Origin of the sequence: Paraburkholderia sp. RL17-337-BIB-A (genome assembly GCF_046025895.1) — a bacterium.
Classification (GTDB): Bacteria; Pseudomonadota; Gammaproteobacteria; order Burkholderiales; family Burkholderiaceae; genus Paraburkholderia; species Paraburkholderia fungorum_C.
On the sequence record NZ_JARESY010000003.1, the window covers coordinates 241,443 to 260,555 of the forward strand.

The following is a 19,113-nucleotide window of genomic DNA, read 5'->3' on the forward strand; positions in this document are numbered from 1 at the left end:
GCTCCCGCCGACAGGGAGGCGCGACAATGACCCGAGGACGACGTAAGAACTGGCGTGTCCGTCTTGCCTTTGAACCGAACCGGTATGCCGGCGAACAGCTGCAGAAGGCGTACGAGCAGCTCAGTCCGATAGATTCACGCGCTACGGCACAGCCATCCGCTGTTCGGCCCGTGGCGACACGGCGAGCGGCTATCAAGCGAGGTAAGCGATGAGCAACGCTGCAATGGTCGCGCTCTACGCGCGGGTATCCTCCGAACAACAGACCAAACGCGGCACCATTGAAAGCCAGATTGCCGCGCTGAGGGAGCGCATTACCGCTGACGATGCGCATCTTGTCGACGACATGTGCTTCATAGACGCCGGGATAAGCGGTGCGACGCTGATCAGACCGCAGCTAGAGCGACTCAGGGACCGTGCCGCACTCGGGCTGGTTGATCGGCTGTACATCCTGTCTCCCGACCGGCTGGCGCGAAAGTATGCACACCAGGCATTGCTGATGGAGGAGTTCTCTGCGTGTGGCGTGCAGGTGGTGTTTCTCAATCATGAGATTGGCGCGACACCGGAAGAGTCGCTGCTGTTGCAGATGCAGGGCATGATTTCGGAGTACGAACGGGCAAAGATCACCGAGCGTAATCGACGCGGTAAGCTTCATAGCGCAAAGCGCGGAAGCGTGAATGTGCTATCGACGGCTCCCTATGGTTACCGTTATATCCGCAAGCAGCTCGATGGGACACCGGCCCAGTACGTGATTGAACTACCGCAAGCGGCGACGGTAAAGACTATCTTCCAGTGGATCGGGATGGACCGGCTGAGCATAGGCGAAGTGGTTCGTCGTCTTGCCGAGGCGGGCACGGTGACGGCATCCGGCAAGCTGTACTGGGACCGTAGTGTGGTATGGGGAATATTGCGTAATCCCGCTTACATGGGGCGGGCCGCGTTCGGTAAAACCCAGTCTCGTGATCGCCTGCCGCATGTCCGCGTGCGCACCCAACGCCACAGCGCCGATGTGCCAAGGAGGGCATACTCGACAACATCCACGGACCCGCAGCAGTGGATCGAAATCCCGGTGCCGGCGATTGTTAGCGAAGCGATGTTCCATTCAGTCCAGGAGCAGCTTGCCGAGAATCGCAAGCTGGCGCGCCAACGCCGCCAGAACGCGCCGATCTACCTGCTTCAGGGGCTGACTGTTTGTGGGCAATGCCGTTACGCGTACTACGGCAAGAAAGTCAGCAAGGCGGCGGCCAAGGGGCATCAGCGAGATTATGCTTATTACCGCTGTGTCGGAACCGATGCCTATCGCTTCGGTGGTCAACGCATCTGCGACAACCTGCAAGTGCGAACGGATCGTCTCGATGACCTCGTATGGCAGCAGGTCGCGGATCTGTTGAGGCATCCGAGTCGACTGAAGAAGGAATATGAACGACGACTGGATGCGATGGAGCGCAATGAGAATAGTGGCTTCGATACGGCCAGCCTGGAAAGGCAAAGGCTTCAGTTGGAGAAAGGCAAGTCCCGGCTCATCGACAGCTATGCCGACGGTATCATCGACAGGACGGACTTCGAGCCGAAGATACAGCAGTTGAAGAACCGGCTAGAGCAGGTCGATCAGCAGATCCAGGAATCCCGGCAGCACGGGGTGGCTCAAAGTGAACTGTTTCTGGTCATCAACCGGCTGGAGGAATTTGCAAGTGCCGTTACGGACAAACTCGCTACGATCGATCTCGAAACGAAGCGCAAGATCGTACTGGCTCTGGTCAAGCGTGTCGAAATCCACAAGGATGAAATCCTCGTCGTATTCCGGATCGATCCGCAGCCCGGAGGTCTCCTCGCAGGCGAGAATTCGAATGATTCAGACGATGGAGTGAAAAGTATGCAACATTGTAGGCGGCGTAATTTCCCCGGTGGCAGCCAACATGACGCTCGATGGCCTCGAAGCGATGCTAGCGGAAAAATTCCCGCGAGCGAAGCAGAGAGGACTGAAAATGAACATGGTGCGTTACGCGGACGACTTCATTATTACCGGCCACTCGAAGGAGTGGCTGGAACATGAAGTCAGGCCGGCAGTAGCTGAATTCCTGGCGGAACGCGGGCTGGTCCTATCACCAGAAAAGACCAGGATAACGCACATCAAGGATGGGTTTGATTTCCTCGGATGGAGCATTCGCAAGTACAACGGCAAGCTACTGATGAAGCCGTCGAAAGCGAACGTCAAGGCACATCTTGACAAAATTCGTGAAATCATCAAGGCCAACAAGACGGCTAAACAGGCGAACCTGGTAAAGCTGCTCAATCCTGTTTTACGAGGATGGGCGAATTACCATAGCCATGTCGTCGCCAAGAAAGCCTTCGATCGGGTTGATCACGAGGTCTGGTCAATGCTATGGCGATGGGCGGCCAGAAGGCACCCTAAAAAAGGCGCCCGATGGATAAAAAGCAAATACTTCAGGGCCAAAGGTCTACGGGACTGGGTATTTGCCGCCACAGAAAAAAAAGAGGATGGCACGACAAGAGAGGTCACCTTGCTGAAGGAATCGGCCACGCCGATAAAACGGCACATCAAGATCCGAGCGGGCGCAAATCCGCACGATCCGCAATGGGCACCATACTTCGAATCCCGATGGGGCCAGAAGATGCTGAACTCGACGCGCGGTCGCCGTAAGCTGTACCGTGTCTGGGTAAGGCAAGATGGCATGTGTTCCAACTGTCAGCAGCCCATCACAATGAACACCCGCTGGGATGTTACGCATATTGTGAAGCAAACTGACGGCGGCACGGATGCAGCAAGCAACCTCCAGGTTAACCATCTCAATTGCCGTAGAAATCCGCAGTACGCCGGAAAATGAAGTTTTACTGCCGGGTGTCGACAGATGCCTTTGCAGAGGCTTGAGCCGTATGCGCCTAAAGGCGCACGTACGGTTCTTAGGGGGCAGCAGCGCAGCAATGCGCTGCTGCTACCCGACCAGGACCATCGTGCCATCAAGCGCATCATCAACCCCATGATGGGCTTCAAGGATTTCCGGTGCGCCCGCATCATTCTGTCAGGCATCGAAGTGATGAACATGATCAGAAAAGGGCAAATGAAGGACGCCACCATCACGCAAACAGCGGCTGCTCAGTTCTATTCTCTGCTGGTGTAAGGAATCCTTACCACAGAAGAAATTTTCGCCTTGTCGGCCTTATCGCGACACAACCGCTTGTTCAACGACTCCAGTCCGCTGCCGAATGGATGAAACATATCCAGACGGTGGCGGAAGCCTGACTCAAGTCTTCACCCCCTACGGGAGCCACTCCCGCAGGGGAGTGCTCCGTCCAAAGGAGCAACTATGTTCGACGACATTCTCGAAAAAATGGAGACAGCGATTGCTGTCCTCGTCGGTCTCATTCACGCGGTGCACCCGCTCTGCGGCACCGCCAGCGGCAAGGATTCGACCTGCGCCACCATCCTGATGCTCGAGGCAGTCCGTCGCGTCGCTGCAACGGGCCATACGCAGGCATCGCACTTTGTCTCGTCGGCCAACACGACTATCGAAAACGTGAGTCTCGCGCGACACATTGAAACGATGCTAGGTCGGTACGGGCGTTCATGGACTAGCTCCTTTGCGGCCACTATGCCCGATGTCGCCGATTGAGAAAATCGCGTAATATTTATCGAATCTATCTACTTTTCTGATATCGGCCAATTGAAAGGTCTCGACCTGGACGTCATGACCATGATCGTCGCCGTCGCCGACACCGGCAATATCAGCCGGGCGGCGGAAGTCGTGCATCGTTCGCAATCGGCGGTGAGCATGCAGATCAAGACGCTCGAAACCGCGCTCGGCAAGCGGCTTTTCTTGCGCAAGCCGAGAAGCGTGGTCCCGACGCAGGACGGCGAAGTGCTGCTGACCTACGCTCGCCGCATGCTCGCATTGCGCGACGAGGCGTGGGCGGCGGTGGTTCGGCCGGACGTGACCGGGCGCGTGAGCATCGGCGTGCCGGACGATTACGCGTCGTCGCTGCTGCGGCCGATCCTCAAGAAGTTTTCCGCGACCTATCCGAAGGTGAAGATTCAGGTCGTCGGTCTGCCGAGCGTCGCGCTTGCGCCGATGGTGAAGGATGGTTCGGTCGATCTCGTGTGCGCGACGCGAGTCAAGGGCCTGTCAGGCGAGTTCATCCGTCTCGAGCCAATGGAATGGGCAGCGGCACCGAGCGCCGATGAAATATGGCGCGAACGGCCGTTGCCGATCGCGGTGTTCCTGCCGGGCAGCGTCGCGCGGGAGAACGCCATTCGCAGCCTGGAGCGCGCGAAGATTCCCTACCCCACCTCGTATGAAAGTCCAAGTCTGCTGGGCCTGCTGTCGATGGCCGAAGCGGGGCTGGCCATCGTGCCGCTCGCGCGATGCGCGGTGCCGGCACACTTCACGCTCCTTGGCCGCGCGCACGGATTGCCCGAGATCCCTGCGCTGGAAATGGTGCTGGCGCGCAGCACGGCTTCGAAGCGTCCGCCGTGCGATTTTCTGGCGGAGAAGATTGTCTCCGAGTTGCGGCGCTAATGAGCCGCCGACGGACGAGCATCCTAACTGCCGATCACGATAAACACCTCGCACAGCGGCGCCTTCGATCCATTCGGCACGACGCTTTTTAACGGCCAACCGATCGTGCCATGCAGAGTCACGTAGCGGCCGAACTGCATCCGCAGGCCCGCTCCGGCACTTGCCAGCGACACGCTGTTTGCTTCAAGCGTCTGCACACTGCGATTCCACACGTGTCCGGCATCGAAGAACACGAACGGCTGCAATGCCGCGCTGCCCAGTGTCAGCGGTGGCGCGCTGAGCTCGGTCTGCAGGTTCCATCCCCGGTCGCCCTGCGCCACGTAGGGATCGTAACCGCGCACGCTGGCGTCGCCGCCGAGGCTGAATTCCTCGCTCGGCAGCAGCGTGTTGGCGGTCCATTGGAACTGCCCGTGCGCGGTCACGCCGAAGCCGGCGTAAAGCGGCTGGTCGCGTTGTGCCGACAATTGCAGATAGCCGTATCGCGGTGTGGCGCCGGCGCGTGCGGTGTCGTAGGCTTCGTCGTTGCTGGAGGAGTCGAGACGGCCCGGGCTGAAGAACACCGTGGCCGTCGCATGCGTCTGGCCGAGGCTGTCGCTATGCACGGCGTCGTAGCTGAGCATCAGTTGGTGCACATGCGTGTTGGTGCCGAAAACCTGGAAGCCGCCGAACTCGAGGTTGTTGTTCGAGCGCTTGAAGTCGTAGCCGGCCTGCAATTGCTGCTGCCAGTCCGCTAGCGTCGGCAAGCGATGGTCATAGCGAAAACTCCACTGACTGCTCAACCCCGTCTGTCCGAAACTCTCCGGCAAACGCGGCGTGGCGCGCGCGAACAGCCCGAAGATCTCGATGCGGTCGAGCCAGGACAGCGGCGCCACATAGTTGAATGCGTGCGCGATGTAGCGCGCGTGGTTCGGCCGGCCCGGTATATCCGGATTGCCCGTGAACAGGTCGTTGCTCGCGGTCGCCTGATAGCCGATGCGCTGGTCCAGTCCGAACAGATTGCCGTAATCGAAGCCGGCCACGAACCGGTCGCGGCCCAGTTGCGGGACGCCGTCGTTGTTGTAGCCGGCATACACGCGCAGCGGCAATCGGTCCTCGGTTTGCAGGACGACGTCGGTCGTGCCGGTCGCGGCGCCAGGCGCATAGATCACGTCAACGCGCCGGTATGGATTGGCGTTCAGCAGCGCCATGCCCGCCTGCACGTCGTCCTCGTGCACCGGTTCACCGGGTATGAGCGGCATCTCGGCGGTCAGCAGTTTCGATTTGAAATAGCGGTTGCCGCGCGCCACGACCTGGCCGACGCGAAAAGTCGCCACGACGATTCGCACCACGCCGTCGCTGACGTCCTGCTCGGGCACGTAGACATCGACGAGGGGCTGGCCCGCGTCGCGGTAACGCTGGACCACGGCGCGGCGGATTTGCGCGAGGCGGTCGAACGTCAGCGGGCGGCCCAGGTCCGCATCGAAGCTTTGCAGGAAGGCCGGCGCGAGCAGCGGCAAGTCGAGCGCGACGATAGCCTGGCGGGCCGCGGGCGCAGCGGTGTTGTCCGCCGCCTCGAACTGCAGCCCGCGCAAGGTGGCGACGGCAATGTCTTGCGACGAGTCGGCCTGCTCCGGCGGCAAGACCGGCGCCGCGGGCTTTGCCGTGGATGGCGGCGCGATCGGCGCGACATCGCGGTAGGCCTGCGCCTCAGCGCGGGTGCAGACGCCGGCGAGGGCCGTTGCGATGGCCACGTGCAGCGCGACGACTGTGCCACGGCAATTGCGCTCCGGCGCCGAACCCCGCATGCCGCGTGGTCCGTTACTGCGTCAATTGCCAGCGCAGTACCGGATAGACCGCACCGGACGGTATCGCCCACGCGCCGGCGGCACTGAAGTTCCACGACGAATCGTAGCTCGACGCCATGCCCATCTGCGAGGTCGTCAGTCCGTTGGAATCAGGTGGCGCTTTGCCCGTGCCAATGTATACGGCATGAGGCCGCCCGCTGACCTGCGCGTTCCAGTAGACGTTGTTGGCGATCGTGCCGTCGTTCGCGGCGACGACGCCGGCGTACTCGGCCAACGGCGGTCCGCCGCCCACTGGCTCCGCGGCGAACGATTGCTTGATCACACCGGTTTTGGTGTTCTCGAAGACGAGCCCGGCGGCGCCAAGCAGCGAGGTTGCGCTCCCCGTCGCGTACGACTCGCTGATCGTCCCGCTGTTCACCCCGACCAGACCGCCGGCTTGAGCATGGCTGCCGCCGCCCACGGCACCGGTGGCGTAGGATTGCGTGATAGTGCCCGCATTCAGGCCGACCAGCCCGCCCAGGACGGTCTGAGACCCCACGCCGGCGCTGCTCCACGAGCGTTCGACGGTGCCGTAGTTCTGCCCGACGAGGCCGCCGACGTATCCGGAAACCGAGAGATTTCGCACGTCGCCGCTCGAGTACGCATACGTGATGAGCCCGTAGTTGACGCCGGCAAGCGCGCCGAAGATGCCGAATGGGTTGCCCACTTCCGCATTGGTCACGCCCACGTTGCGCACCACGCTGGCCGGGCCCGTCACGCCGAACAGCCCTAACGGTGTGTCGACCGTGTACGTCGCGGTGCTGACCGACAGATTGGCGATCGTGTGTCCCATGCCATCGAACTGCCCGGTGAAGGGTGTCGCGCTCGACGCGCCGATCGGCGTGAACGGCGAATTGAACGTGGATTTTGCGTCGATATCGGTGCCGAGCGCGTAATTGCCGGCGAGATCTTGCGCTACGTTCTTCAGGTCCTTGAGGTTGTTGACCAGCTTGTAGGCCGTGACTTGCGTGACAAGCCCGCTGAATGCCGCCGGCTTCCAGGCCGCGTTCGCGAGGATCGTGCCGGGCGTATAGCTGCCGTTCATGTCATACAGCATGCTGACGGTGCCCTTGCTCGCCGACCAGTCGATCGTGCCGCGATTGGCCACGTTGCCGCCGTTGTCGATGGCATTCGCATCCGCGCGCAGCGTGAGGGCGCCGGTGCCGCTGTTCTTGAGCGTCACGCTCGGCGCAATCGTCACGCTGTGCGCGGCGGCCAGTGTCAACGACGCGCCGCCGCTCCATTGCACGTTCGAACTCACCTGCAGGTTGCCGCTTTGACCGTTGGCGCCCGTCGCCTGGACATCGACCGACGTGCCGCTGCCAAGGGTGCTCGCGAGCGTCGCCGCGCTGGACGCATCGAGCGTAAAGGTCGGTGAGCCGAGTTTCCAGAGACCCGCACTCACGGTCGCGCCGGCGATGTCGAGCGCGTTGCCGGTGGTTTCGACGGTGCCGCCGCTGCCGTTGGCGTTGACCGCCGAGATCGCCTCATGCGCATGCACGGTGCCCTGGGCCGCCACGAGCCAGACATGTCCGTCGCGCAACGCAGTGCCGCTCGCGCGGATCGCCGCATGATTGCCGGCGAGCGCGAAAACGTTTCCATCGGCTGCCTGCAGGCTCACCTGCGCGGCGCGGATCGCGCCCTCGTTGAGCACGGCGCCGTGCGAGCCAGTCTGCACGAACACTTGTTGTCCCGCGGACGAATCGTTGAGCAAGACCTGTTGACCCGCCGCGAGTTCGACCGTGCCTCGCGGTGCATCGATGCTGCCGCTGTTGCTGACACTCTGGCGTGACACGAGGAACACGTCGCCGCCGCTCGAACCGATCTGGCCAAGATTGACGACGGTGCCATTGCCGCCGCCGGAGAGTGTCAGCGGTCCGCCCTGCATGAACGCCTTGTTGTTCACATCCAGGCTCGACGCGACGAAGCGCCCACCGGTGGACACCACGCCGCTGGGACCGACGAGCACGCCTTGCGGGTTGACCAGATACACGCTGCCGGTGGCCATCAGGCGGCCCATGATCACCGACGGATCGCCGCCCGTCACGCGATTGAGCGTCGCGCCGCTACCATTGTTGAAGGTGACGCTGCGTCCGGCGTCGATCGAAAAGCTGCGCCAGTCGATCACGCCGCGCGTGCTGGTCTGGTTGATGGTCAGCGCCTGGCCGCCGCCGCTGATCGAGCCGCTGCCCGCCACGAACTGTCCAGTTTGCGGCAGTGGCGCCGCGTGCGCAGCACCCGCATGTAGCAACGCGAGTGAGACGGCGAGTGCGATTGCGCGTGGGGTCGCGGCGGGCATCGCGCGGCACGCGTCATTGGCGGAATGGGGTGAGGACGAATGGGTGCGGTCGAACGGCTTCGACCAGTCCACGGACAAACTTTGTGACGAGATCACGTTTTCCTCCACGATGGGTAGAAGCCGTTGCTGCCGTCAAACATTGGATGTCGTAGCCGCTGGGAAGTACCGCGAAGCGCCGCACGGTCCATCGGGACGTGCAATCGTAGCAGCGGCACATTTCTGCGCTGTGTACGCTAACGTACGATCAATCGATTTTTACGCAAATTGCAATTTGTGGAGCGAAGGTGCGCCGTCCTTGTCGCGCGAGATCAGCGGCCGATTTCAGCCGCACAGCGGCTTTGAGCGTCACTCGCGCGCGCAACAGCTTCGCCGAGAAACTTTGCAGCGCTTGTTTAAGTTTCTTGGCTAAGGCACGCGTCGGTGACAAAAGAAAAGCTGCACAAATCCCGCGGTATGGGAGAGGCGGACAGTGCCGTCCCTGGCAAGAGGGCCGGCACATCTGCGCGATCAGCTCGGATCAGCGTACTTCAGCGTCCAGCCCAACGTGCGATTGCTGCGTGCCGTCGGTACTGTCACATTGTTGATGGTCGAGCGAGCGAAGACGTGGAACATCAGTATTCCTGATTTATGCGGAGAGGCGATCCAGCATTGAGTTGCCGGTCACGGGTTCCCACGCTTCAAAAGCCTGCGTGCGCGCCTGCCGCTTGTCTTGTGCGTTCGCGTTGTAGCGGCAGTGCATGAACAGGTTTGCCACCTGGTCGTGGACCGACGTGAATCGCTGCAGGTGGCGCGCTGATTTGAAGCGGCGCATCACCTTCTCGCGCACCCGCGTTGGCTGGTGCGAGTTCTCCGCCCGATTGTTCAGTCCTTTGTGCTGCCGGTGTTCCACGTTCAGCCCAAGGTCCCTGTTTGCCGCGGCGTAACTCTTGAGCTTGTCGGTGATCAACACACGGGGAGCGCGACCATGCTTCTTGAGCAGCTTGCGCATGAGCCGCCTGGCCGCGTGCCTGTCGCGCCGGCTCTGCACCAGTACGTCGAGCACCGCACCGTACTGGTCTACCGCGCGCCACAGCCAGTGCTTCTTGCCGTTGATCGTCACGACCACCTCATCGAGGTGCCACTTATCGCCTCGGGCCAGCGCGGTAGAGCGGATGCGCCGGGCGATACCCAGGCCGAACTTCACCGACCAGCGGCGCACCGTTTCGTAGGTAAGGTCAATGCCGCGAGCTGCCAGCAACTCCTCAACCATACGCAGGCTCAACGGAAAACGGTAGTACAGCCATACCGCGTAACTGATCACGTCGGGCGGAAATCGGTAGCCGGCATAGGAGATAGCATCGTTGGCAGGTGCGCTGTGTTGGAGAGCAGTTCGTTTCATACCCACAATTGTCGCTGCATTTCCGGCAACATCCCAGCAACGTGACAGCGCCCCCATGACCATCGGAGCAGAACTTGAGGCGCAAATTCTGCGCTATTACCACGTCGAGAAGTGGCGTGCCGGCACCATCGCGCGCCAAGTGCATGTTCACCACGGAACGGCGTGTCACCCAAAAACAGCGCTTTTCGAACCACGCCGCGAATGAATGACATCCGGACCGCCGACGAAGACCGTTCGTCAGCGTCCGGACGCACTTTTCGCACGCCTGTTTGCTAGTCGGCCGGCCCTATTTCAGAAGTGCGACTAAAATGTCGACCGCGCGCATTTGTTGTGTCCCTGTCACATTCTTGATGAAGTTCACGTCGTCGTAAAAGACGGACCTGTCGACGGCTGCCACCAGTTGGAAACATCGGACGTACGGAAACAGGTAGGGCTGCGTGATCGCGAGCTTCATGACGTTCAGGTATCCGCGATGACCCCGATGATGCGATCGAGCATGCCGTCCGTCAGTGCCGGGAAAATCGGCAGGCACAATATCTGTTGCGAAGCGGCGTGCGCGACCGGCAGGTTTTCGGGGTGCGCGGAAGGCAGGCCGCGGTAGATCGGAAACTCCGAGATCAACGGATAGAAATAGCGGCGCGCGTAAATGTCCTCGTCGCGGAACTTCTGATAAAGCGCGTCGCGGCTCATCGGGTAGTCCGGGCCAACGAGAATCGGGAAGTACGAGTGGTTGGCCACTTTCGCGCCCGCTTTCGGCACGCAGGTAATACCGCGCACGTCGTGCAGCCGTTCGCGGTAGATCGCGTCGATCCGCGCGCGCCGTGCCAGCGCTTCATCGATGTGCCGCAGTTGAAGCAACCCGAATGCTGCGTTGATCTCGCTCACCTTGCCGTTGATGCCGGACGCAACCACGGTCACTTCATCGACGAAACCGAAGTTCTTCAGATGGTCGATGCGCTGTTTCGTCTTGGCGTCCCGACAGATGATCGCGCCGCCTTCGAACGTGTTGAAGACTTTGGTCGCGTGGAAGCTCAGGACCGCGAGGTCGCCGTGCTCGAGCACGCTTCCGGTTTCGGTCTGCACGCCGAAAGCATGGGCCGCGTCGTAGATCACCTTCAGATTGTAGTTGTCGGCGATCTTCTGGATCGCTTCGACGTCGCACGGCTTGCCGTAGCAATGCACCGGCATGATGGCGGTGGTCTGCGGCGTGATCGCTGCCTCGATCTTGGCGGGGTCGAGATTCAGCGTGTGCGGATCGACGTCGACGAATACCGGCTTGATGCCGTTCCAGACCAGGGAGTGCGCGGTGGCAACGAACGAATAAGGCGTTGTGATCACCTCGCCGGTGATGCGCAGCGCCTGCAGCGCGGTGAGCAAGGCCAGCGTGCCGTTGGTGAACAGCGCAAGGTGCTTGACGCCGAGATACTTGCACAGCGCCGCTTCAAACTGTTGATGAAACGGACCGCCGTTGGTCAGCACCTTACTGTCCCAGATCTGTTGAAGATAGGGAATGAATTCTTCGAGCGGCGGGAGATGCGGCTGGGTAACGTGGATACGCTCCTCGATCGGTGACTCGATAGCGCGAAGCAGCACAGTAGCGTTCATTTGTTTTCCTCTGTTTTGGACAGGTGTTTCAGGGAGCAAGCTGCGCGAACGCGCTTGCCGTAGAGCTCAGCAGCGTCACACTTCATTCGTCTCGTCGAGCGTGCGCGTGTACTGCGCGGCCTGCTCATAGCTTCTCCAGTTGCTGGCCCGCTTGGGTATCGCGTTGAACACCGATCCCAGAAGTCGTCCTCCGGCGCGCCGCAGCTTCTTGACTGTTTCGGAGATCTCGTCTTCGCTTTGCATGCCGGAGCGAAGCACGAGGACGGTCGCGCCCGCGTGGGGTGCCATGATCGCGGCGTCGGTTACCACCAGGAACGGCGGCGTGTCGACCAGTACAAGGTCGAACTGCTCGCTTAACTGATCAACGACCTGCTTGAAGTCGTGCATCATCAGCAGCTCTGACGGATTGGCCGGATAGGTACCGCACGAAATAAAGGAGAGGCCGCGAACACCAACGGACCGAACGGCGTCAGCGCTGCGGAGCTTGCCCTGGAGGACCTCGGACAGGCCGCCGCGATTGGATTGCTTGAAGAAGGAAGCGAGATTGCCGCGGCGCATGTCGGCATCGATGAGCAGGATGCGCAAGCCGACTTCCGTGAGAAGTATGGAAAGATTGGTCGCGACGAAACTCTTGCCGGTGGACGGGCTCGGACCCGTCAACATGACAATGTTGTTTTTCTTGTTCAGACGATCGCGACACACGTGCGTGCGTACCTCGCGAAGCGCCTCGACTGACGGCTCATGCGGCAGTCGGCTGGCGAGAATCCGCGCGGCCGCCTCGCGTGCTAATCCAGCGCCGAAAGCGGGCCTCGACTGCTGTGAATCAAGCGGGTCCAACGTCAGCGCATTAGGATCGGGCAAGCCCGGTAGGCTGTCGTCACGCCCGGATAGCGATTCCTGCGAGGGCTGCACCGATGTCTCGTTCTCCAGTTGAGCCTGTTGCCGGCTGAACAGCACTTCGCCGAGGACTGGCACGTCCAGCCGCCGTTCGACAAACAGCGGGTCGGTGACGCCGGTCGTCGCATAGCGCCGTAGCACGATGAAGAATGCGCCGATGAAAAAGCCCAGCCCGCAACCCGCAACGATCACCAACGGGCGGTTCGGCTTGACCGGTCGATATGGCTGCAACGCTGCGTCGACAACGTGTGCACCACCGGTCGCACTTGCGCGGCGAACGGAAAGCTCCGCCGATTTGTTGACCATACCCAGATAGATGGTTTCCGCCACCTTCACGTCGCGGGTCAACTCAGCGTTGCGCCGTTCAGAGGTCGGCATGCTGGTGAAGCGCGCGTCGAAAGCACGTCTTGCCTCGGCCAACTGGGCGAGTTGCGTGTCGATCGTCCTGACCTGCGGGCTGTTGGGCGTGAAGAGCGACGACGCTTGCGTGCGTTGCAATTGCAAGTTCGAGGTGCGCTGCTGAAGCTCGATGCTTCCCTGCAGATAGGATTGCGCTTCAGTCGTCGGGCGCATGGTCTCGGTCGACGATTGATAGTCGCTCAACGCCTGTTCGGCACGCTTGAGATCCTTGTCTAGCTGCGGTAACTTGCCTTCGATGAAATTGAGTGTCTTCTCATCGTTAGACTGGCGGCTGGAAACGGACGATGCAATGTATTGCTGAGCCACCGCATTGGCGACGTCCGGGGGCAGCAACCGGTCTTCCGAGGCGAAGGAAATCTGTACGATTCCCGTGTCCTTGGTTACTTCGGCGATCTTGAGTTGACGGCGCAACATATCGATTGCATCCATCATATTGCGATGGGTGATCGTGAACTGGGTGCCGGGCCTCGCGATGAGTTCCTTGACCGTGATCGATAGCCCATCCGGCGTGGTCGCGGGCTTGCCTGTCTCGCCACGCATCAGGAGATCTCCGTTGGGCGCGCGAAGTTCGTACTGTCCGTTGTCGAGAGCAGTCAGTTCGAGAGGTTTTTCCTCTAGACCTGGCGGCACCTCGAGCGAAGGAATCTGGATCTTCTCGCCACCCCAGGCGAACGAGCTGAGTCCCAACCACGGCTTCGACGGGTGGTCGGGATAGGCAAACTGTTCTGCCAAATGTCCGAGGATAGGGAACGCATGCGGCACGACCTCGACATCGAACTGAAATCGGCGAATCACCGGCTCCAGCACGGAGCGGCTTTGCATGACGGAGATTTCCGCGGCGGTCGCTTGCAAGCCCGGTTGCTGTTGCGCCGTGCCGTCCTGGCGGGAAATGCCTAGCGCATTCGGGTCGGGCGGTGCGGACGGGTCGACACGCACGATGACGTCGGCAGTGTACGTCGGTGCCGTGAGGAAGGCGTACGCGGTCGCAAGCGTAGTCGCTATGGCGATGAATGCCAGCAGCGTCCAGATATGGTCTCGCAACAGGTGAAGCATGTCACGCAACGAAAAGTTGCCATCTTCGTTGCCTGCGCGAGACGATCCGGAATTGAGAATATGCGTGTTCAAAGGCGCCATCTCCTGGATTCGGGGGTAACAAGCTTTCCGATGGTTCGACAAGCTTCGCCGCGTCGATCATTGGATACCGGCCCTGGGACTTGCCTGGGGTCGAAATCGATACATTCACATTGGTTCGGCGACTCGCCGGCTCGGAATTGATGTCGTTGCCTGGTCCGCCACTCGCCGATTCGTCGCAGCCGCGTCCATCGACGCACCTCTGGGCAAGGGTGATATCAATACCGCCTTTGCCACTTCGGAGTCTGTGGCTTAGCGCACGTTGGGCTGCGCTGGTTCAGTTACTCATTAGTCAGGAAGTTTGCAGACAAATAGTCTAGGCTTCTAGTGTCGTGAGTTAGAAGTTCGTTGAATCAATTCCCTGTTCCTTCCGGAATGACAAAGTACTGATTAAAAAGTCGCTCGGACTCGCGCAGTCCTTCTTCCGTAAAGATCACGGACTTCGTCTTGTTGACCGGGTCTTCGATGAAGCCTCGTTCATGGAGTCGGTTCAGCACATCCCAGTCGAAGCCTTTCCATGCCCGGTATCGGTCATGCAGGGTCAGGTAGAGAAGCGCCAGGGAAACTTCATCAATTGCGTCGGTATTGATATTCATGATGCTGCTGCCGCAGCCTTCCGGACCCGCACACAAAAGCGTTCTAGGCTGGCCCGGATCTCATCCGCCGACTTGTTCCAGACAAACGGTTTGGGGTTCGCGTTATGGTTCTGGTGCAGCCGGTGAAGCCGAGACGTATCCAATACATAAGGATGCCGTATTTATTGAATAGGACAGCATTCCAGACGGCGGGTGCAGTAGTATCCTTGAGTTCGAGAGTGCGGAGATTGAACTGACCCTTGCGGATGCGGTGCATCAACTCGATGCCTGAAATCGTGGTCTTCGCACACCTGAATCGTTTGAATCCGAGCATCACGTTCGTTCTGGACTTGATGTTTCGATGAGGTACTGTCACAGGCGCGGCATCCTCCGCACCTCGTAGCGGCCGCGCGGCGCCCCGATCCACCATGCATCGTCTGGACCGGGCTTATGCGGCACATACATCATGCCAATCTGACCTTTGTCGCGCAGGAAGCCCCAGGACTTGGCGCGCTCGGCGCGGTGGATGAAGAGCGTCCATACACTGTTGACGCCGCGATCGAGCGGCAGCACAACGTGATGGAAGCTGTCACCGACGAGGAAGTTAAACCACCGAACGCGCTCGGTGCCGTAGCTGTTGATCTCCCAATACCAGCCAGCGAGGATGATCGAAAGTGCCCAGCGCCACGGGTGGGAGTGCAGTCCGCAATCAGGGTCACTCGCCATAAACCGATGCAGGTAGAAGCGGGTGCCAAACACGGTGAAGAGGTAATAGCGCTCAAGGTACAACTGGCCGTTGTCGTGAATGATCTTGCACGGCAGCCGGCCGGACAACCAGAACAGGAATCCTCGCATTAGTTGTTCTCCTGCTGTCATAATTCCCGTCAGCGTTGCCGCGCCAACGTGGATGAGGCGGATGGCACGTCGTGTGTGGCACCTTATACGACCAGTGCGGGCCGCCGCGCCGGTCGACTGTTGCAGCGGCGCCGACGCGTGGACGCCGGGGGCAGCGCGTGGATGCGACCGCTGCCGCTCTTGCGCAGCCTTCAATACGCACTGGCGTCAGTCAGCCTTGTGATGTCATCGGTGCTGAGATTCAGGCGCGTCGCCGCGCACAACGATTCAAGTTGCCTGACTGACGTCGCACTGGCGAGCGGCGCGGTGATGGTCGGCTGCGCGATCAGCCAGGCGAGCGCGACCGCTGCTGGCTTCTCATTATGCTGTTCGCCAACCTCGTCAAGGGCTGCCAGAATTCGCTTGCCACGCGGGTTGAAATACGTGCCAAGACGCGAGCCGCGCGGAGACTGGTTCAGATCTGCCTCTGACCGGTATTTGCCAGTCAGAAAGCCGCTCGCAAGGCTGTAATACGTGACGACCCCAAGGCCGAGCTCTTGCACAGTCGGCTGCAGTTTCTGCTCGTAGTCTGCGCGGGCGTACAGGTTGTACTCCGGTTGCAGGACTTCATATCCAGGCAGGCGATGCTGTTGTGCGACGCGCGCCGCCTGGACGAGGCGTTCAGCCGAATGGTTCGACGCACCGATGACACGCACCATGCCGGCCTTGATCAGATCCTGATAGGCGCCTAGCGTCTCTTCAAGCGGCGTGCCAAGGTCGTCCTTGTGCGAAAAATAGACGTCTACGCGGTCCGTCTGCAGGCGCCTTAGCGAATCCTCTACGGCCGCGCGGACGTTGGTGGCACTTAAACCCTCGCGTCCCTTGAGCATGCCGATTTTCGTTGCAACCACAACCTTGTCGCGTTTGCCGCTTTGCTTGAACCATTTGCCGATAATCGTCTCTGATTCGCCGCCGGTGTGGCCGGGTGCCCATGCCGAATAAACGTCCGCCGTATCGATGAAGTCCAAACCCGCATCGGTCAACGCGTCGAGCAACGAGAACGAAGTCGCTTCGTCCGCGGTCCAGCCAAACACGTTGCCGCCAAATCCAAGCGGCACAATCTGTATGTCCGAATGGCCGAGATTGCGTTTCTGCATGGTCTTTCTCGCAGTTATTAGATTAGCGCCGCTGGTTGACGACGTCTGGGCTATCGGCAACGCTGCCGGTTAAGGAGGACTCGAAGAGAGGCTCTCCTTGTTTCACCGGGGCAAAAGCGGAGAGCCACATCCGCGCCAACGTATTGCCAAGCTTCACGGACGGCTCTATAACCCACTCGTTAAAGAGCCAGGCGAGGGCGATTGAAACGAATGGAACCAGAATGAGGATCACCGCGTGCGGCAGGATCCCGTGCAGGGCGACAACACTTACCAGCAGCAGGGGCAGGTGTATGAGATACAACGCGTAAGATATTTTCCCGAGCCAGCGCAGTGGTTGTAAAGAAAGCACGCGCTCGATCCGTCCGGGCGACAACGCGGCGATCAGTACAATCGAGGCGCCGATGCCGACGACAAGTGCCTGGACCAGATTCATCCGCGTCCAGTGTGTCATCATGATACCGAGCCCGGTGGCAAGCAGCCCCGCACGCGCCGGGCCGCGAAGTGCGGTCATCCAGCGGCGCAGCGGGGTGAGGTTGAGCGCGATGACGATGCCGAGTACAAAGAATGTGGCGTAGTAGGCAATGAACCCTACGTTGGCAAGCACGCCGCTGCCTGGGTTCGCTCCGGCCGGCGCGAAACTGCCATATTCGAGCCTTCGGGCGACCGCGAAAATCCCCACGAGGACCGTCATAACGACTGCCGCGCCGCGCAGGCGCCAACGCACGATGGGCCACACGAGGAGCGGAAAGATGACCGACACGCGCAGCTCCCAGATCAGCGAATGAACCGCCCCGTTGATAAAATTGTAGGCGCCGCCCATCACGGCAGCGTCGAGCAGCACAACGCCCGTAATGTTGTTCGACCAGCCCCATTGGCTGAACCAGCGGCTCATCCCCGCAATGTTCATTGATGACGAGCAGGCCGCCGCTAGTGCCGAAGCGATCGCCATCGTGACCAGATAGGGCAGGTAGATACGGCATATCCGCTTGATCGCGAACGTGTCGTAGCGCGGTGGGCGACCCTGGATCCACGGCAAGGCCAACACAAGGCCGCTCAGAACGTAGAAGAGTGTGACGGCTTCAAAACCAGCCCACAGCACACGGCCGGGCGTGTCGAACATGATGGTCTGGAACACACCCGAAGCGGATGTGCGCCAGGTCGAGAAAAAGTAGTCGCTGAATGCCGGCAGCGTCAGCAGGCAGTGGTGGATCACCACAATCAGCGCGGCAACTCCGCGCACAGAATCCAGGACACAGAGCCGTTGAGGTGTGCTGTCCCGGTCCGCCTCGATGTTGCCATTTTTGCGCATCACGCGTCCTGAATTGCAAGGCAGTGCGCGACGGCATGAGTAGCTCGACGCGGTTGACTCTGCCGTGTTGGGGAAAAAAGACAAACGGGGAAGGCGGCTGTGGCAGATCGCCGCCGCGCCCTGCTCGCCATCGGTATATCAAGTGGCTCCTCCGGCATATGAGCGCGCCGTTTCCGGCAACTTCGAGCAGCGCTCGTCACGCGCCGCTGCGACGTCCTCCTCCGCCGACGCCGGCACCAGCGCTTCCAACACGCCGTTCAACACCTCGGCGCCGATGGCATGGTGGAAGATCCACACACCATAAATGCGTCCGTGGAACGCTGCCTCGCTTCCAATCTGCTCGTCGGGCCGGAAGCCGGAGCCGAGGCCGAACGAGAACAGCCCGCGCACTACGTCGCCGTTCATGTCGAACGGGCGGCCGAACGTATCGGACACGAGCCCCCCCTGACCTGACTGCAAGGCGATCGCGTTGCCGCAGTGGTCGACCAGTGCCGGCAAATTCGGGCCATACCCCGCCCCATGGATCACGGCGATCGAATTACGTAGACAGTACCTGGCGCGCGTGCGGGCCGCGTCCCCCGATCCGGTCTCGATCAGTTCAACGTGGGGTTTTGCGCCGGGCACGTGTCCCGCAGCCATGATCGAACGCGCGACGTCGAATGCTCGGTAGCGCAGGCCGCTCGAACGATTCACACGCTTCGTAACCGGACAGATGTCGTTCGCTTCGTCGACCGCATAGCCATTGGCATGCGCTTCTTCTACCGTTTCGAAGAAGAGCCGGATCGGTGAACGGTGAATCACGGCGATTTCGTCCAGGCCGACGCAGCCGAGTTCCACCGCGAGACGGTCGACGACCGAAAACGCGCTGTGCGAACCGCCGATGATCGTAATCCGATTCGTACGCCGCGTTTCGCCGTGTGCGAAACAAGGTGCGAACCTCGCCAGCAGCGTTGGGGTCGTCAGTGTCAGCAGATCGTCCGAAGCATACGTCTTGACGTCGATGCCCGGCGACGGAAGCCCAAGTCCGCGACATAGTCCTTCGATCTCGTCCGCGCGTTGCGCGCCACCGAGATTCATCACGATGGTGTCGCTCGACACGGTGTTCTGGATCGCTCGGTCGCTAACGTCACGGTAAACGATGTCGAATCGGCCG

15 protein-coding genes and 2 pseudogenes are annotated in these 19,113 nt (G+C 60.7%); 5 read left to right on the forward strand and 12 right to left on the reverse strand.

The genetic code is table 11. The features are described 5' to 3' along the window. Positions 1-208 precede the first annotated feature (208 nt). The 5 genes and pseudogenes from P0D84_RS38865 to P0D84_RS38885 all read left to right on the forward strand — a co-directional run bounded on the left by P0D84_RS38865 (position 209) and on the right by P0D84_RS38885 (position 4,532). Positions 209-2,050 carry a recombinase family protein gene (locus P0D84_RS38865; RefSeq protein ID WP_408347022.1) on the forward strand — a complete coding sequence of 614 codons (1,842 nt, stop codon included), beginning with the start codon at positions 209-211 and terminating at the stop codon, positions 2,048-2,050. After that, entirely contained in the window at positions 1,938-2,843 is a 906-nt protein-coding gene (locus P0D84_RS38870; protein ID WP_408349684.1) for a group II intron reverse transcriptase, read from the forward strand. The genes P0D84_RS38865 and P0D84_RS38870 overlap by 113 nt, the downstream gene beginning before the upstream one ends. A gap of 114 nt (positions 2,844-2,957) precedes the next feature. Further along, positions 2,958-3,137 (forward strand): annotated as a pseudogene (locus P0D84_RS38875) (DDE-type integrase/transposase/recombinase); the annotation flags it as partial. Between the two features lie 186 nt (positions 3,138-3,323). Next, entirely contained in the window at positions 3,324-3,629 is a 306-nt protein-coding gene (locus P0D84_RS38880; protein WP_408347024.1) for an adenine nucleotide alpha hydrolase family protein, read from the forward strand. Positions 3,630-3,710: 81 nt separating this feature from the next. After that, complete coding sequence (locus P0D84_RS38885; RefSeq protein ID WP_408349687.1) at positions 3,711-4,532, forward strand: LysR family transcriptional regulator; 822 nt, start codon at positions 3,711-3,713, stop codon at positions 4,530-4,532. A gap of 23 nt (positions 4,533-4,555) precedes the next feature. Here the strand turns inward: P0D84_RS38885 and P0D84_RS38890 are convergent, their stop codons facing one another. From P0D84_RS38890 to P0D84_RS38950, 12 genes and pseudogenes are all read right to left on the reverse strand, one after another. Then, the gene (locus P0D84_RS38890) at positions 4,556-6,316 is read right to left on the reverse strand and encodes a ShlB/FhaC/HecB family hemolysin secretion/activation protein (RefSeq protein ID WP_408347027.1); all 1,761 of its coding nucleotides are present in this window, start codon (positions 6,314-6,316) and stop codon (positions 4,556-4,558) included. A gap of 13 nt (positions 6,317-6,329) precedes the next feature. Beyond that, entirely contained in the window at positions 6,330-8,750 is a 2,421-nt protein-coding gene (locus P0D84_RS38895) for a two-partner secretion domain-containing protein (protein WP_408347031.1), read from the reverse strand. Between the two features lie 529 nt (positions 8,751-9,279). Continuing rightward, complete coding sequence (locus P0D84_RS38900) at positions 9,280-10,032, reverse strand: IS6 family transposase (protein ID WP_408347034.1); 753 nt, start codon at positions 10,030-10,032, stop codon at positions 9,280-9,282. Between the two features lie 286 nt (positions 10,033-10,318). Beyond that, positions 10,319-10,486, reverse strand: a complete 168-nt coding sequence (locus P0D84_RS38910; protein WP_408347037.1) for a WbqC family protein — start codon at positions 10,484-10,486, stop codon at positions 10,319-10,321. 5 nt (positions 10,487-10,491) lie between these two features. Continuing rightward, a complete protein-coding gene (vioA, locus tag P0D84_RS38915) occupies positions 10,492-11,637 on the reverse strand; it encodes a dTDP-4-amino-4,6-dideoxy-D-glucose aminotransferase VioA (RefSeq protein ID WP_408347040.1) in 1,146 nt (381 codons plus the stop codon). A gap of 75 nt (positions 11,638-11,712) precedes the next feature. Beyond that, entirely contained in the window at positions 11,713-14,079 is a 2,367-nt protein-coding gene (locus P0D84_RS38920; RefSeq protein WP_408347043.1) for a polysaccharide biosynthesis tyrosine autokinase, read from the reverse strand. A 359-nt stretch (positions 14,080-14,438) separates the two neighbouring features. Continuing rightward, positions 14,439-14,681 carry a DUF6429 family protein gene (locus P0D84_RS38925; RefSeq protein ID WP_408347046.1) on the reverse strand — a complete coding sequence of 81 codons (243 nt, stop codon included), beginning with the start codon at positions 14,679-14,681 and terminating at the stop codon, positions 14,439-14,441. Between the two features lie 229 nt (positions 14,682-14,910). Beyond that, positions 14,911-15,024: pseudogene (locus P0D84_RS38930) on the reverse strand (DDE-type integrase/transposase/recombinase); the annotation flags it as partial. 8 nt (positions 15,025-15,032) lie between these two features. After that, positions 15,033-15,515, reverse strand: a complete 483-nt coding sequence (locus tag P0D84_RS38935) for a hypothetical protein (protein WP_408347049.1) — start codon at positions 15,513-15,515, stop codon at positions 15,033-15,035. 191 nt (positions 15,516-15,706) lie between these two features. After that, complete coding sequence (locus tag P0D84_RS38940; RefSeq protein WP_408347052.1) at positions 15,707-16,651, reverse strand: aldo/keto reductase; 945 nt, start codon at positions 16,649-16,651, stop codon at positions 15,707-15,709. Between the two features lie 22 nt (positions 16,652-16,673). Then, positions 16,674-17,960, reverse strand: coding sequence for an acyltransferase family protein (locus tag P0D84_RS38945; RefSeq protein WP_408347055.1), 1,287 nt, complete (start codon positions 17,958-17,960; stop codon positions 16,674-16,676). A gap of 138 nt (positions 17,961-18,098) precedes the next feature. Next, positions 18,099-19,058, reverse strand: coding sequence for a hypothetical protein (locus tag P0D84_RS38950; protein ID WP_408347058.1), 960 nt, complete (start codon positions 19,056-19,058; stop codon positions 18,099-18,101). Positions 19,059-19,113 lie beyond the last annotated feature (55 nt).